General features: G+C 69.6%; 13 protein-coding genes. 3 read left to right on the forward strand and 10 right to left on the reverse strand.

Going from position 1 to position 15,672, the window contains the following annotated elements; translation table 11 throughout:
* Window positions 1-59 precede the first annotated feature (59 nt).
* Complete coding sequence (locus AB0G47_RS31780; RefSeq protein ID WP_360777063.1) at window positions 60-824, forward strand: alpha/beta hydrolase; 765 nt, start codon at window positions 60-62, stop codon at window positions 822-824.
* Window positions 825-1,040: 216 nt separating this feature from the next.
* Here the strand turns inward: AB0G47_RS31780 and AB0G47_RS31785 are convergent, their stop codons facing one another.
* Complete coding sequence (locus AB0G47_RS31785) at window positions 1,041-2,057, reverse strand: LysR family transcriptional regulator (RefSeq protein ID WP_360777065.1); 1,017 nt, start codon at window positions 2,055-2,057, stop codon at window positions 1,041-1,043.
* A 62-nt stretch (window positions 2,058-2,119) separates the two neighbouring features.
* On the opposite strand from AB0G47_RS31785, the gene AB0G47_RS31790 reads away from it, so the two are divergent.
* Both AB0G47_RS31790 and AB0G47_RS31795 read left to right on the forward strand, forming a co-directional pair.
* Window positions 2,120-3,427, forward strand: coding sequence for an MFS transporter (locus AB0G47_RS31790; protein ID WP_360777067.1), 1,308 nt, complete (start codon window positions 2,120-2,122; stop codon window positions 3,425-3,427).
* A gap of 131 nt (window positions 3,428-3,558) precedes the next feature.
* Window positions 3,559-4,569, forward strand: coding sequence for a sigma-70 family RNA polymerase sigma factor (locus AB0G47_RS31795; protein ID WP_360777069.1), 1,011 nt, complete (start codon window positions 3,559-3,561; stop codon window positions 4,567-4,569).
* On the opposite strand, the gene AB0G47_RS31800 is transcribed toward AB0G47_RS31795, so the two are convergent.
* From AB0G47_RS31800 to AB0G47_RS31840, 9 genes are all read right to left on the reverse strand, one after another.
* Window positions 4,453-4,848, reverse strand: coding sequence for an STAS domain-containing protein (locus AB0G47_RS31800; RefSeq protein ID WP_360777071.1), 396 nt, complete (start codon window positions 4,846-4,848; stop codon window positions 4,453-4,455). The genes AB0G47_RS31795 and AB0G47_RS31800 overlap by 117 nt on opposite strands.
* A gap of 249 nt (window positions 4,849-5,097) precedes the next feature.
* Window positions 5,098-6,375: a thymidine phosphorylase gene (locus tag AB0G47_RS31805; RefSeq protein WP_360777073.1), complete on the reverse strand. Its 1,278-nt coding sequence runs from the start codon at window positions 6,373-6,375 to the stop codon at window positions 5,098-5,100.
* A gap of 129 nt (window positions 6,376-6,504) precedes the next feature.
* Window positions 6,505-6,894, reverse strand: coding sequence for a cytidine deaminase (locus tag AB0G47_RS31810; RefSeq protein WP_266870272.1), 390 nt, complete (start codon window positions 6,892-6,894; stop codon window positions 6,505-6,507).
* Window positions 6,891-8,153 (reverse strand): ABC transporter permease, encoded by a 1,263-nt coding sequence (locus AB0G47_RS31815; RefSeq protein WP_360777075.1) that lies wholly within the window; start codon window positions 8,151-8,153, stop codon window positions 6,891-6,893. Before AB0G47_RS31815 ends, AB0G47_RS31810 begins: the two co-directional genes overlap by 4 nt.
* Window positions 8,150-9,301, reverse strand: coding sequence for an ABC transporter permease (locus AB0G47_RS31820; RefSeq protein ID WP_360777077.1), 1,152 nt, complete (start codon window positions 9,299-9,301; stop codon window positions 8,150-8,152). Before AB0G47_RS31820 ends, AB0G47_RS31815 begins: the two co-directional genes overlap by 4 nt.
* Window positions 9,298-10,899, reverse strand: coding sequence for an ABC transporter ATP-binding protein (locus AB0G47_RS31825; protein ID WP_360777102.1), 1,602 nt, complete (start codon window positions 10,897-10,899; stop codon window positions 9,298-9,300). Before AB0G47_RS31825 ends, AB0G47_RS31820 begins: the two co-directional genes overlap by 4 nt.
* A 194-nt stretch (window positions 10,900-11,093) precedes the next feature.
* Window positions 11,094-12,149: a BMP family ABC transporter substrate-binding protein gene (locus AB0G47_RS31830; RefSeq protein WP_360777079.1), complete on the reverse strand. Its 1,056-nt coding sequence runs from the start codon at window positions 12,147-12,149 to the stop codon at window positions 11,094-11,096.
* Between the two features lie 239 nt (window positions 12,150-12,388).
* Window positions 12,389-13,471 (reverse strand): BMP family ABC transporter substrate-binding protein, encoded by a 1,083-nt coding sequence (locus tag AB0G47_RS31835; protein ID WP_360777104.1) that lies wholly within the window; start codon window positions 13,469-13,471, stop codon window positions 12,389-12,391.
* Between the two features lie 191 nt (window positions 13,472-13,662).
* A complete protein-coding gene (locus AB0G47_RS31840; protein WP_360777081.1) occupies window positions 13,663-14,916 on the reverse strand; it encodes a M20 family metallopeptidase in 1,254 nt (417 codons plus the stop codon).
* Window positions 14,917-15,672 lie beyond the last annotated feature (756 nt).

The following is a 15,672-nucleotide window of genomic DNA, read 5'->3' on the forward strand; positions in this document are numbered from 1 at the left end:
ACGTAACAGTGACCCCGCGGACGGGTGGCGTACACCATCGCTTCTGACACTGTTCTGTCATGGCACAGCAAGCGACGCCCGATTCCGTGCGCGCGGCCAGGCTCGGGCGCGTGATCGGTACGCGGCCTTCGGCGGTCAGCGGCGCGGTGCTGCTGCTCCCCGGCGGCCACGAGACCTCGGCCCGCAAACCACCACCGATCGCCGCGAGCGTGGTGCGCGCGCTCGGCCGCAGGCTGGCCCGTGACGGGCGGGACGAGGGGCTCGCGGTGCACGTCGTGCGGTACCGCTACCGCGGGTGGAACGGTGCGCAGGCGGAGCTCGCCGCCGACGCGAACTGGGCCGCGGACGAGATCGTCCGCCGCTACGGCGACGTGTCCGTCTGCCTGGTCGGCGTGGACATGGGCGGGCGGGCGGCGCTGCGGGCCGGCGGGCACGACGCGGTGAACTCCGTCCTCGCGCTGGCCCCTTGGCTCCCCGAGAACGATGTCGCGGCGTCGCCCGAACCGGTGAAGCAGCTGGCGGGGCGGCGGGTGCTTGTCGTGCACGGCACGAACGATGAGCGGACCGATCCTGAGCTTTCGTTCCGGTTTGCGGAGCGGGCGAAGAAGGTGAACCGGGATGTGTGCCGGTTCGAAGTCCACTCGGACGGGCACCGGTTGCACCAGCACCAGGACGAAGTCCTGGCCCTGGCCTCGGACTTCGTCCTCGGTTCCCTCTTCGGCCACGCGTACGCGCGCCCCCTGGAGGATGCCTTGGCGGCTCCGCCGCCGCTGGGGCTGCGGATGCCGTTGGCCTCCGGCTTCGGGGTGTCGATGCGGCACTGATCGCTCAGGACCGCCGCTTCGCGGCGGATCCTTTCCCGCCCACCCACCCGATTGCCCGGCAGCGCTTCCAACCTGCCGACGCGCCGTTGTCGGCCGCACCGCCGCACCGCCGCTTCGCGGCGGATCTTTCCCGCCCACCCACCCGAATCTCCGCAGCTGCCCGCCCGCCCCGCCGGCAGGTCTTCCAGTCCGGCCGCAGGCCTTGGGGAAGAGGAACTACTCCGGCAGCAGTCTCCCCCTCCGGCTCAGCAGGAACTTTTTGAATGCCGCCACCGGGGGTGTGTCCGGGTGGCCGTCCAGCCACGCCACGCCGATCTCCCGGACCGCACGCTGGCCCGTCACCGTCAGCTCCACAACTCCCGGGCGGGGGACGGCCGGTGGGGGCAGGAGGGCTACGCCCAGGCCCGCCGCCACCAGGCCCCGCAGGGTCTCCGCCTCCTCGCCCTCGAACGCCACCCGCGGCTTGAAGCCCGCCTCCTGGCAGAGGTCGTCCGTGATGCGGCGCAGACCGTAGCCGGGCTCGAGCGTCACGAACGCCTCGTCCGCCGCTTCCGCGAGGCGGACCCGCTTGCGGGCGGCGAGACGGTGATCGTCCGGCACCACGAGGCGCAGGCGTTGCTCGTCCAGGCGACGGGCCACGAGGTCTGGCGCATCCGGCACGGGTGAGGTGAGGCAGAGGTCGAGATCGCCCGCCCTCAGGCGCTCGATCATCGCCTCCCCGTAGTTCTGGACGAGGCTGAACCGGATCCGCGGATGGTCCGCGCGGAAGGCGCGGATCAGGCCGGGGACGGTCTCCGACCCCATCGTGTGGAGGAACCCGAAGGCCACCTTGCCCGACGCCGGGTCCGCGTCCGCACGGACGGACTCAGCGGCCCGCTCCACCTCCCCCAGCGCCCGCTCGACCGAGGCGAGGAAGGTCCGCCCCGCCGGGGTGAGCGAGACCGTGCGGCCGTGCCGGGCGAACAGGTCGACCCCCAGGTCCTGTTCGAGACGTACCAGCGCACGGGACAGGGTGGACTGCGGCACCTGCATCTCCTGCGCGGCCCGCGTGACGTGTTCGGTGCGGGCGACTCCCGCGAAGTACGCGAGCCGCGGCGAGAGCAGTGCCGACCAGGAGCCCGGCGTGAGCTCGGCGGGTGGCACCGCCGCCTCCCGGCCGCCGCCGCTCTTTCCGATGTCCTTTGCGTAACTGCTCTGCGACAGACGCCTCGCTGAACTGCCCTCATGCACCATGGGAACGATTATGGCCAGTTCATGCATTGGACGGATGATTCGCAGGTGCCTACGTTCGATGCATGCCTCCTGCCAGTAGCGGGGCGTCCGTCACCCACGCGGTCGCCCTCACCCCGTCGTCCCCTGCCACCGACTCCACCGACACGCGCCTCACGCCCGGCGGCCCCGGCTACCGCCGGATGAGCTTCGCCCTCTTCCTCGCGGGTGTCGCGACCTTCGCCCTCCTCTACTCCACGCAGGCGCTGCTCCCCCTCGTCTCCGCCGACTTCGGCGTCAGCGCGAGCACGGCGAGCTGGACGGTCTCGGCGGCCACGGGCGCACTGGCCCTCTTCGTACTGCCCCTGAGCGCACTCAGCGAGCGCTTCGGGCGGCGGACCCTGATGACGGTCTCCCTGACGGTCGCGGTGACCGTGGGGCTGCTCATTCCCTTCGCGCCCTCCATCGGCGTACTCATCGCGCTGCGCGCCGTCCAGGGAGCTGCGCTCGCCGGGCTCCCGGCGTCCGCGATGGCTTTCCTCGCGGAGGAGGTGCGGCCCAAGGCGCTGGTCGCCGCGATTGGCATGTTCGTCGCGGGCAACTCCATCGGCGGCATGAGCGGGCGCATCATCACCGGCTGGGTCGCGCAGGCCTGGGGCTGGCGCTGGGCGCTCGCCGTCGTCGGCCTCATCGCCGTGCTGTGCGCACTCGCCTTCCGCGCGCTGCTGCCCGCGCCGCGCCACTTCACGCCGGGCTCGCTCAACCCCAAGGCCCTTGGCAGGACGATCCGTTCGCACCTCTCGAACCCGCTGCTCTGCAGGCTGTACGCGATCGGCGCGCTGTTCATGACCGTGTTCGGCGCGGTCTACACGGTGATCGGCTACCGCCTCACCGAGGCGCCGTTCTCGCTGCCGCAGGGCATCATCGGCTCGATCTTCCTCGTCTATCTCGTCGGTACGGTCTCCTCGGCCGCCGCCGGGAAGCTGGTGGCGCGGCTCGGCCGGCGCGGGGCGCTGTACCTGGCGGTGAGCACGACCGCGGGCGGCCTGCTGCTCTCCCTCTCCGACTCGATCGTCATGGTCCTGCTCGGGCTCGTCCTGATCACCGCGGGCTTCTTCGCGGGGCACGCCGTCGCCTCCTCGTCCGTGAGCCGTACGGCCACCACGGGCCGGGCGCAGGCTTCGGCGCTCTACCAGTCGGCGTACTACCTGGGCTCCAGCGCGGGCGGCACGCTCGGCGCGATCGCCTTCCACTCGGGCGGCTGGGCCGGGACGGTGGCCCTGGGGCTCCTCGCGGTGGCCGGCGTCGTCTCGATCACCCTCTGGGGATCGCACGCGGCGCGGGCGCAGGAACGCCGGGCCCAGGAGCGCCGGGGGCTCGTGGCGGCGCACTGAGCGCCCTCGCAGGACCCTGCGAGGGACCCCTCCCACCTGCGGGTTTTCCCACTCCGGGGGCCATTGTCAGTGGGCTTCGGTAGCTTACGGAGTGCTGGGACTTTCGTGGCAGCCGCAGGGGTGGGTCGGTTATGAGTGGAATCGCAGGGACGACGTCCGAACTGGACGTCACGCTGGAGAAGCACCGGGTCGAGCTGACCGGGTACTGCTATCGCATGCTGGGCTCGTCCTTCGAGGCCGAGGACGCAGTGCAGGACACGATGGTGCGCGCCTGGCGCAGCTTCGAGAAGTTCGAGGGCCGCTCCAGCATCCGCTCGTGGCTGTACCGCATCGCGACGAACGTCTGCCTGGACATGCTGAACGCGGGCAACCGCCGCGCACGTCCCATGGACCTCACCGCGGCGGCCCCGCTGGCCCAGGCCGCGCTGACGCCCCGCCCCGACAATGTGTGGCTGGAGCCGATGCCGGACGCGCGGGTGCTGCCGTCCGTCAGCGATCCGGCCGAGGCCGCCGTGGCCAAGGAGTCGGTGCGCCTCGCCTTCGTCGCCGCCCTGCAGCAACTGCCGCCCAAGCAGCGGGCGGTGCTGATCCTGCGCGAGGTCCTCGCGTGGAAGGCCAGCGAGGCGGCCGAGCTCCTCGACACCTCGGTGGCCTCCGTCAACAGCGCGCTGCAGCGGGCGCGGGCGACGCTGGCCGAGGGGCCCGCCGACGACACGGCCGTCTCCGACCCCCTGGACGACGAGCAGCAGAAGCTCCTCGAGCGGTACGTGGCGGCCTTCGAGGGCTACGACATGGCGGCGCTGACGGCGCTGCTGCACGAAGACGCCGTCATGACGATGCCCCCGTTCGACCTGTGGCTGCGGGGCACGTCGGACATCACGGGCTTCATGTCCACGATGGGCGCGACGTGTGCGAACGGCCGGCTGCTCCCGGTCGACGTCAACGGCACGCCGGGCTTCGCCCAGTACAAGCCCGATCCCGACAAGGGCGGGTTCATGCCATGGGCGATCCAGGTCATCGAGATCTCAGGCAAGGGGCGGATCGCGGGCTTCCACTGCTTCCTGGACACGGCGCGGTGGTTCCCGCTGTTCGGTGCGCCGGCCCATCTCGATCTCCATGGGGAGCCCGACGAGGTGGAGTAGCTCGCGCAGGTCCGGGGCCGGGTTCCGCAGCCGGATCCGGCCGCCTGCGCGGCGGGCGGTGAGCTGGAGGCGGGCGAGGGCGTCTATCGCGGCGAGGACGGGCGGGCCGAGGTCTGCGACGTCGCAGACGAGGACGTCCGCGTCGGTCGCCTGAAGCATGGCGCGGGCTTCTTCGCAGAGGCGGTGCGTCGCCTCTCGGTCGAGGGTGCCGGTGAGGGTCAGGTCCGGCGGCGTCGTCGGGTTCACGTTGGGATGACCGTGCGGGGCGCCGGAACTCATCGGTAGGGGTGGAGGGGGAGGCCCTGCGGGGCTTTTCCCCAACCCCGCCCCTTCCCGAAAGTTCCGGCTCCGCCGGCCGCGAGGTGGCCGTAGATCACCGGCTCCGCCGAGTTCGTCCTCAAACTCCCCCAAGCTCTTAAAGAGCAGGGGGACCCCCTCGACGGGCTGAAAGGGTGGGCGGGCAGCTGCCGGGCAATCAGGTGGGCGGGCGGGAAAGATCCGCCGCGAAGCGGCGGTCTCGAGCGGGGCCTACGCGATGCGGTCCAGCACGATCGGCGACGGGGAGAACTCCGTGCCCTCGGGGGCGATGTCGAAGGAGCCTGCTACCGCCTGCAAGGCGTAGTCGAAGCGCTCCGGAGTATCCGTGTGGAGGGTCAGCAAAGGCTCACCCGCACGCACCGTCGCGCCCGGCTTGGCGTGCAGTTCGACGCCCGCGCCCGCCTGGACCACGTCCTCCTTGCGTGCACGCCCCGCGCCGAGACGCCACGCGGCGACGCCGACGTCGTACGCGTCGAGGCGGGTCAGGACGCCCGACGACGGTGCCGTCACGACATGCGTCTCCCGGGCCACGGGGAGCGTGGCATCCGGGTCGCCGCCCTGAGCCGCGATCATCCGGCGCCATACGTCCATCGCCGAGCCGTCCGCAAGCGCCTTCGCCGGGTCGGCGTCGGGCAGCCCCGCCGCGTCCAGCATCTCGCGAGCCAGCGCGAGGGTCAGGTCCACGACGTCCGAAGGGCCGCCGCCTGCCAACACCTCCACCGACTCCCGGACCTCCAGCGCGTTGCCCGCCGTCAGGCCGAGGGGGGTGGACATGTCCGTCAGCAGCGCCACCGTGCGTACGCCGCTGTCCGTTCCCAGGCCCACCATCGTGGACGCCAGTTCCCTCGCGTCCTCCAGGTTCTTCATGAAGGCGCCCGTGCCCACCTTCACGTCCAGGACCAGCGAGCCCGTGCCCTCGGCGATCTTCTTCGACATGATCGAAGAGGCGATCAGCGGGATCGCCTCGACCGTGCCGGTCACGTCCCGCAGCGCGTACAGCTTCTTGTCCGCCGGGGCCAGGCCGTCGCCCGCCGCGCAGATCACGGAACCCACGCCGTCCAGGACCGAGAGCATCTCCTCGTTCGAGAGGAGGGCGCGCCAGCCGGGGATCGACTCCAGCTTGTCCAGCGTGCCGCCCGTGTGGCCCAGGCCCCGGCCCGACAGCTGCGGGACCGCCGCGCCGCAGGCCGCGACCAGCGGCGCGAGCGGCAGCGTGATCTTGTCGCCGACGCCGCCCGTGGAGTGCTTGTCCGACGTCGGGCGGGAGAGCGACGAGAAGTCCATGCGCTCGCCGGACGCGATCATCGCGGCCGTCCAGCGGGCGATCTCGCGGCGGTTCATGCCGTTCAGCAGGATCGCCATGGCGAGGGCCGACATCTGCTCATCGGCGACCACGCCTCGCGTGTACGCGTCGATGACCCAGTCGATCTGCTCGTCGCTCAATTCACCGCGGTCCCGCTTCGTGCGGATAACGGAGATGACGTCCATGGCATAACCCCTTTGCGCCTAAAACGGTGAGCGTGAGACTGAGATTGAGATTGAGTGACTCTACGCGCATAGAGTCACCAAGTGAAGACGGCCCCCGCCCGCCGCGAAGCAACAGGCAGAGGCCGTATGTCAGTTGAGGTGCTGCGGGCCGAACGGGTCCGGCAGCATCTCACCCAGGGTGCGGACACCGGCGGCCGTCTCCAGGAGGAGCGTCGCGCCGCCGAACTCGTACAGCAGCTGGCGGCAGCGGCCGCACGGCATCAGGATCTCGCCCTTGCCGTCCACACAGGTGAAGTGGGTGAGGCGGCCGCCGCCGGTGAGCTGGAGCTGCGACACCAGGCCGCACTCCGCACACAGGCCCAGGCCGTACGACGCGTTCTCCACGTTGCAGCCCGACACCGTGCGGCCGTCGTCCACGAGGGCCGCGGCACCGACCGGGAAGCCTGAGTAGGGCGCGTACGCACGGGACATGGCCTCGCGCGCAGCATCCCGCAGCGCGTCCCAGTCGGTGTCGGTCACTTTCCTTGTCCCCTTCGGTAGGGCTGGCCGTCCGCCTTCGGCATCCGCAGCCGCTGGGCGGAGAGCGAGAGCACGAGCAGCGTGACGACGTACGGCGTCGCGGTGACGACCTGGTTGGGCACCTCGTCGGTCAAGCCGTACCACGCGAACATCAGCGCCGAGACGGCCGCGGTGATCACCGCGGGGATGTAGCGCTTGCGCCAGAGGAGGTAGATCGCGCCGATGACCAGCAGGATCGCGAGCAGCAGGAGCAGGGCGTGGACGTTCGTGCCGCCGCCCCGGAGCTTCAGGCTGTCGGTGTAACCGAACAGGCCCGCGCCGAGCGCGAGTCCGCCCGGCATCCAGTTGCCGAAGATCATCGCGGCGAGGCCGATGTAGCCGCGGCCGCCGGTCTGGCCCTCCAGGTAGATGTTGGAGGCGACGAGCGACAGGAACGCGCCGCCGAGGCCGGCCAGACCGCCCGAGATGATCACTGCCAGGTACTTGTACTTGTAGACGTTCACGCCGAGGGACTCGGCGGCCACCGGATTCTCGCCGCAGGACCGCAGGCGCAGGCCGAACGCCGTACGCCACAGGACCCACCAGCTCAGCGGCACCATCGCGACGGCGATGACCGTGAGCGGCGAGAGGTCGGTGAACAGGCCGCCGAGCAGACCCGCGAGGTCGGAGACCAGGAACCAGTGCTTTTCGTTGAGGTCCTGCAGCCAGTCGGAGAGGCCCGGCACGGAGAAGCTGCCGAGCGATTCGACGGGCGGCGACTGCTTGGACGTACCGCCCTCCTTGCCTTCGAAGGCGAAGGTGGAGAGGTAGCGGGTCGCGCCCAGGGCGAGGATGTTGATGGCCACACCGGAGACGATGTGGTTGACGTTGAAGGTGACCGTGACGATCGCGTGCAGCAGACCGCCGATCGCGCCGCCCAGGATGCCGAAGAGAATGCCGACCCACGGGCCCCACTGGTAGCCGGCGAACGCGCCGAACCAGGTGCCGAGGATGAGCATGCCTTCGAGGCCGATGTTGACGACGCCCGCGCGCTCGGCCCAGAGGCCGCCGAGGCCCGCGAGGCCGATCGGCACCGCGAGGCGCAGGGCCGTGGACATCTGGCCCGTGGAGGTGATGCCGTCGGCGTCGGTGATCATGCGGACCACGGACGTCAGGACGAGCACACCCGCGATGACCAGCAGGAGTATGGGGAGCGAGATGCGGCGGCGGCCCGGCGCGGGCTGCTTGGCCGGGGGCTTGGCCACGATTGCCGAGCTCATCGGGCAGCCACCTCCTTCACGGTGTCGTTGTTGCCGTTGCCGTTGCCCTTGCCCTTGGCGCGGGCTGCTGCGGCCAGTTCCTCACCGACGCGCTGCTGCTGGCGACGGAGCCCCCAGCGGCGTACGGCCTCGTAGGAGACGACGACCGCGATCACGATGAGGCCCTGCATGATCACCGCGATCTCCTTGTCGTACGCGACCGGAGTGGCGTAGTCGAGAGCGGGCGACGCCTTGTCGAGGAAGGCGATGAGCAGCGCGGCGAAGGCGATGCCGACCGGGTTGTTGCGGCCGAGCAGGGCAATGGTGATGCCGGTGAAGCCGAGTCCGGTGGGGAAGCTGAGGCTGTAGGTGTGGACGTCGCCGAGCAGGATCGGCATGCCCGCGAGGCCCGCGACCGCGCCGGAGATCAGCATGGCGCTGAGCACCATGCGCTTGGCGTTCACACCGGAGGCCGCGGCGGCCGACTGGGAGGCGCCGGTGGCGCGCAGGTCGAAGCCGAAGCGGGTGCGGTTGAGGATCAGCCAGTACAGGACGCCGGCGAGCGCGGCGATGACGACGAAGCCGTAGATCTCGCCGGACTCGCCCATGCTGATGCCGGGGAACCAGCCGGACTCGGACATCTCGCCGGTGGTCTGGTTGTTGCCGACCGGGACGCCGAAGTTCTCGGTGAGGGTGAGGTAGCCGATGAGGCTCGTCGCGATGGCGTTGAGCATGATCGTCGCGACGACCTCGCTGACCCCGCGGGTGGTCTTGAGGATGCCCGCGATGCCCGCCCAGAAGGCGCCGGTGAGCATGGCGACCAGGATGAGGAGCGGGATCTGGAGGGGCGCGGGGAGGGCGACATGCGCGCCGACGACCGCGGTGGCCATCGCGGCGAGGCGGTACTGGCCGTCCACGCCGATGTTGAAGAGGTTCATCCGGAAGCCGACGGCGACCGCGAGCGCGGCCAGGTAGTACATGCCGGCCTGGTTGATGATCAGGACCTGGATGTCGGAGTAGGTGGCCTGCTCGAACATCAGGGTGTACGGCTCGATCGGGCTCTTGCCCGATGCGAGCAGCACGACCGAGGTCAGCGCCACGGCCGCGATGAGCGCGATGACCGGTCCGGCCACCGCGAGGAGCACCCGCTCCTTGTCGAACTTCTTCATCGGGCCTCGTCCTCCGGCACTTCGGGGCCTTCTTCTATGTGTTCCAGGTGGCCCGAGGCGGCGCCGGTCATCGCCGAACCGAGCTCCTCCGGCGTGATGGTGGCCGGGTCGGCGTCCGCCACGAGCCGTCCGCGGTAGATCACGCGGAGGGTGTCGGAGAGGCCGATCAACTCGTCGAGGTCCGCCGAGATCAGGAGTACGGCGAGTCCCTCACGGCGTGCCTCGCGGATCTGGTCCCAGATCTGGGCCTGCGCGCCGACGTCCACACCGCGGGTGGGGTGGGCGGCGATCAGGAAGCGCGGCTTGTGGCTCATCTCGCGGCCGACGATCAGCTTCTGCTGGTTGCCGCCGGAGAGGGAGGCCGCGGTGACGTCGATGCCGGGCGTACGGACGTCGTACTCCGCGACGATGCGGCGGGTGTCGGCCTGGGCGCCCTTGGGGTCCAGCCAGAATCCCTTGGCGTTCGGCTTTTCGGTGACGTGGCCGAGGATGCGGTTCTCCCAGAGCGGCGACTCCAGGAGGAGGCCGTGGCGGTGGCGGTCCTCGGGGATGTAGCCGATGCCGTCCTCGCGGCGCTTGCGCGTCGGTTCGGCGGTGATGTCCTGGCCGGCCATCCGGATCACTCCGGAGTCCGCGTGCTTGAGGCCGATGAGCGCGTCGATCAGCTCGGTCTGGCCGTTGCCCTCGACGCCCGCGAGGCCGAGGACCTCGCCCTCGTGGATGGTGAAGGAGATGTCGTCGAGGAGCGCGCGGCCCGACTCGCCGTCGGCGAGCAGCTTGAGGCTCTCGACCTGGATCATCGGGCGGTCGGTGACCGTCGACTCGGCGGTCTCGGGAGTGGGCAGTTCGCTGCCGACCATCAGCTCGGCCAGCTGCCGCGGCGTCGTCTCGGACGGGACCGCCGTGCCCACCGTCGTACCGCGCCGGATGACGGTGATGTCATCGGCCACCGACAGGACTTCGCCCAGCTTGTGGGAGATGAAGATGACGGACAGGCCCTCGGACTTCAGCTCGCGCAGGTTGTCGAAGAGCGCGTCGACCTCCTGCGGCACGAGCACGGCCGTCGGCTCGTCGAGGATCAGCGTGGTGGCGCCCCGGTAGAGGACCTTGAGGATCTCCACGCGCTGCCGGTCGGCGACGCCGAGGTCCTCGACCATCGCGTCGGGGCGCACCCCGAGGCCGTACCGCTCGGATATCTCCACGATCTTGCGGCGGGCCGCGCCACCGATGCCGTGCAGCTTCTCGCTGCCGAGAACGATGTTCTCCAGGACGGTCAGCTGGTCGGCGAGCATGAAGTGCTGGTGCACCATGCCGATGCCGCGCGCGATGGCGTCGGCGGGGCTGGAGAAACTGACCTGCTCGCCGTCGACCGTGATGGTGCCCTCGTCCGGCTTCTGCATGCCGTAGAGGATCTTCATCAGGGTCGACTTGCCCGCGCCGTTCTCGCCGACGAGGGCGTGCACGGTGCCCTTGCGGACGCTCAGGCGGATGTCATGGTTGGCCACCACGCCCGGGAAGCGCTTGGTGATGCCGTCGAGCTCGACGGCGGTGGCCTGGGCGGTGGTCGTGCCCTTGTCGGGACTAGTGGACGCGTCGATGGCGCACTCTCCTCGGGAGTCCTCGGGAGTCTTAAGGAAAGGGGCCACCTACGCGCGTAGCGCCCCTGGTTCAACGGGAGTTGAGGTGTCGGCCGCGCGAACGGGGCGCGGGGGAACCATCGTCCCCCACACCCCGTTCCGCGGCAGTGACTTCGCTGTAACAGCGCGGGCTGCAGTGGCAGCGCGGTCTGTTGTTACAGCGTGATCTTGACCTTGATCTTGCCGCTGATGATGCCCTGCTCGGCCTTCTTCAGCTCGGCCTGCAGGTCCTTCATCTTCTTGAACTCGGGGTTCGAGTCGGCGAGCGCGACGCCACCGGACTTCAGGTCCGCACGGACCACGCCGCCCTTGGCGTTGCCATCCTGGACCGACTTGGTCAGGTTGTACACCGCACCGGCGACGTCCTTGGTCGCCGACGTCAGGATGTACTTCTTGTACTTGTCCAGGGCCTTCTGCTTGTACTGGTCGGAGTCGACACCGATCGCCCACACCTTCTCGGCGGCGGCGGCCTCGATGACACCCTGACCCGAGAGACCGGCCGCGTGGTAGACCACGTCGGCGCCGTCCTCGATCTGGCCGCTGGCGCCTTCCTTGCCCTTGTCCGGGCTGGAGAAGCCGCCGTCCTCGGCCTTCTCGGTGAGGAACTGGCGCTTGATCTTGACCGACTTGTCGGTGGCCTGGACGCCCTGGACGAAGCCGGCCTCGAACTTGCGGATCAGGTTGTTGTTCACGCCGCCGATGAAGCCGACGGTCTTGGTCTTGGTGGCCTTGGCCGCGGCGACGCCCGCCAGGTACGAGGACTGCTCCTCGTTGAAGACCAGGTCGGAGACGTTGTCCGCCTTGATGGTGGCGTCGTCGACGATGCCGAAGGTGACCTTCGGGAACTTCTCGGCGACCTCCTTCACGGCGGGCGCGTAGGCGTAGCCGATGCCGATCACCGGGTTGTAGCCCTGCTTGGCCAGCTCCGTGAGGCGCTGCGCCTTGTCCGCGTCGGACTCGCCGTCGGTCGGCTCGACGGCCTTGGAGCCCACCTTCAGGTCCTTGGCGGCCTTGTCCATGCCGGCGGTCGCGGCGTCGTTGAAGGACTGGTCGCCCTTGCCGCCGACGTCGTACGCGATGGCGACGCCCTTGCCCTTGCCGTCGCTCTTGGAGCCGGCGGCGTCGCTGGACGTGCCACCGCAGGCGGTGGCGGAGAGGGCGAGGGCGGCGGTCGCGACGCTCGCGGCTGCGATCTTGGAAACGCGGCGCATAGAGAGGAACTCCTTTGTACAAGCAAGCACAAGCACGTACGAGCGCCTCACCTGGCGCTGATTTCGCCGCAGCGTAACGCGCGTAGACCTGACATAAGAACCCTTCTGTCCCGTCCGTTATCGAGCTGTGGCCGCGAGGTTGCGGCGCCATGCACAGGGCGTTGCGGCGGCATGACAAAGGGCAGGGTTTCCCCGGCCGCTCCGGCCTGTGGGACTCCCTGCCCTCTGCCTGCGGACTGCTACGGAACGGTCTTGACGGTGACCTTGCCGTCGACGATGTCCTTCTTGGCCTTCTCCACGGCTGCGACCACGTCCTTCATCGCCGTGTACTTCGGATTCGAGTCGGCGAACCCGACACGTCCCGACTTCAGGTCGTAGCGCTGCTCGCCCGTCATCGGCTTGCCCTCGACGACCGACTTCGTCAGGTCGTAGACGGCGCCGCCGACGTCCTTGAGGGCGGACCCGAGGATGTAGTCCTTGTACTTGGCGAGCGCCTTCTGCTTGTACTGGTCGGAGTCGACGCCGATGGCCCACACCTTCTGCGAGCCGGCCTCCTGGATGACGCCCTGCCCCGAGAGCCCCGCCGCGTGGTACAGCACGTCGGCGCCCGCCTCGATCTGACCGCTCGCCGCGTTCTGCCCCTTGTCGGGGCTGGCGAAGCCGCCTTCCTCGGGCTTCTCCGTCAGATACCGCTTCTCGATCTTGATCTTCGGGTCGACGGACTTCACGCCCTGCACGAAGCCGGCTTCGAACTTGTGGATGAGGTTGATGTCCACACCGCCGATGAATCCGACGTGATCGACCTTGGTCGCCTTGGCGGCAGCGACACCGGCGAGGTAAGAACCCTGCTCCTCGTGGAACACAAGATCGGCTACGTTGTCGGCCTTCACCGTGCTGTCGTCGATGATCCCAAACGTGACCTTGGGAAACTTCTTGGCGGCTTCCTTCACGGCGGGCGCATAGACGAATCCGACGCCGATGACGGGGTTGTAGCCCTGCCGAGCGAGCTGCTCAAGGCGCTGGGTCTTGTCGGCACTGGACTCGCCGTCGCCCGGCTCCATGTCCACGCCGCCGATCTTGAAGTCCTTGCGGGCCTTCTCGTAGCCGGAGTACGCGGCGTCGTTGAACGACTGGTCGCCCTGACCGCCGATGTCGTACGCGAGGCCTATGCCTTTGCCCTTGTACTCGGAAGACGACGACCCACCCTTGTCGTCACCCTCGTCCTCCGAGGCCTCGTTGCTGGTCTTGCCGCACGCCGATGCGGCGAGGGCGAGAGACGCCACGACGACGGCCAGTTGGGAAATCCTTGATCCACGACGCAAACGCATAGGACGCACCCCTTACGTTCCCCGACGCGCCGTTGACGGCGCTGATTGCGGCGCACAGTAACGCGCGTAGAAAGGGAGGGGAACGGGGTTTCGCACTGCCGTTACCTATTCGTGCCGAGGGCCGGTTACGTCCGGATGAACGGGTCCGGCGCAACCGGCCCATAGCGGGCCCGCGGCGGCCTCGGCTACCGCGCGGCGTCGAGGAGCGCGGCGGCGGTGAAGAGCTCGACGCCGACCGTGATCGCCGACTCGTCCGCGTCGAAGTCGCCCTGATGGAGGTCGCGGACGGCGCGCTCGCCGGGCGTACGGACGCCGAGGCGGGCCATGGCGCCGGGAACATGCTCCAGATACCAGCTGAAGTCCTCTCCCCCCAGGCTCTGTTCGGTGTCCTCGACGGAGTGCGCGCCGCGCCGCCGCTCCATGGACTGGTGCAACAGGTCGGTCACATCAGGGTCGTTGACGACCGGCGGGACACCCCGGATGTAATTCACCTCGGACTTGGCGCGGTAGAGATCGGCGGTTTCCTGGATGGCGCCGTGTACGAGGTCGGGCGCCTGCCGCCAGGCCTTGAGGTCGAGGCAGCGGACGGTCCCGGAAAGCTCCGCGTGCTGCGGGATGACGTTGCAGGCATGCCCGGACTCGATCCGGCCCCAGGTCACCGCGAGCCCGGACCGGGCATCGATACGACGGGCGACGAGAGCCGGTACGTCCGTCACGATCTTGGCGGCGGCGGTGACGAGGTCGGTGGTGAGGTGGGGGCGGGCGGTGTGCCCGCCCGGCCCGTCCAGCGACACCTCCAGCCGATCGCAGGCGGAGGTGATGGCGCCGTGCCGCAGCCCGATCCGCCCCGCGTCGACCCGGGGATCACAGTGCACGCCGATGATCCGCCCTACCCCTTCGAGCACTCCGGACTCGATGGCGTCGGGGGCACCTCCGGGCAGGACCTCCTCCGCGGGCTGGAAGATCAGCCGTACGGGATGCGGGAGTTGCCCCTTCTTGGCCAACTCGGCGAGGACGAGCCCGGCGCCGAGCACCACGGTGGTGTGCACGTCGTGCCCACAGGCGTGGGCGCGGTCGGGCACGGTGGAGCGGTACGGAACGCCGAGCTTGGTGTCCGGGATGGGCAGCGCGTCGATGTCGGCGCGTAGGGCGAGCATGGGCCGAGCGCCGCCGCTCTCCCGCTCACCGCTCTGCTCAATACCGATGTCACATACGAGTCCCGTACCGATGTCGAGTACGCGGGGCTTGAGACCCGCGAGTTCGAGCCGGGCCTTGAGGGCGGCGGTGGTACGGAACTCCTGGTTGCCGAGCTCCGGGTGCATGTGCAAGTCGCGTCGGAAGGCGATGAGTTCGGCGCGCAGGTCGTCGGGGAGCGCGCCGGGAAGCACGGCTTCCCCACCTGCTTCCCCGGGCAGGTCGGCCTCGGACTCTCGTGACATCAGTTGGTTCACCCTTTGAAGGGTAGGGCGAGGCAGGGGCCAACTGACCCACGATCAACAAAAGTTCAGCCCGATAGGGTAAGAAAAAGTGGCCGCGTGACGCATGGCTCCTGGTTGAGCTGGGTAAACTCCACCCCTTCTTGAGCGGACCGCGAGCCTCCGCGCCCCGTTCCGCCGACCCGGTGGTGGTGTTCGTACCGGGGCCGCCCGGTTGTCCCGAGGTTGGCGGTTCCGGGCCGGGTGTAAAGGGCGCTCCGCTGCGCTGCGCGTCGGCTGCGCCGATTCCGCTTCGCTTCACCCTTGACACCCGTCCCTCCACCGCGAGAAGGAAGACGACCGGGCGGCCACGAAGCGGGGCTCACGGGGACGGGTCCTTGGGGCGTCCGGCTTCGCGGCCGGGTGCGGACTTGTTCGTCGCAGCGTGCCGCCGGCTGAAGGGGTGGGAGGGGTGCGCGGTCCGCTCGCGGATGGGTCCCGGCTTCGTCAAGCGTCTGCCGACCGGATCTCCCGGCCCCGGCCGGGAGAGAAGAAGAGAGAGGGGGTGTGGGGGACCTACTTTGGGAAAGTTGCGTTTCGCAGTGCCGCGCGCCCCCCTTGTGTCAGAACACTACTTTTCCAAAGTAGGTCCCCCACCCCCACCACCTGCCCATAACCGTGACGGTCACCCCGGAAGATCCGGCCGGCAGACGCTTGACGAGACCGGGGCCGATCCCCGGACCGGCCGCGCAGCCCTCCCACCCGGCCGCGCTGCTACGA

The organism is Streptomyces sp. NPDC021622, assembly GCF_040640795.1.
Lineage (GTDB): Bacteria > Actinomycetota > Actinomycetes > Streptomycetales > Streptomycetaceae > Streptomyces.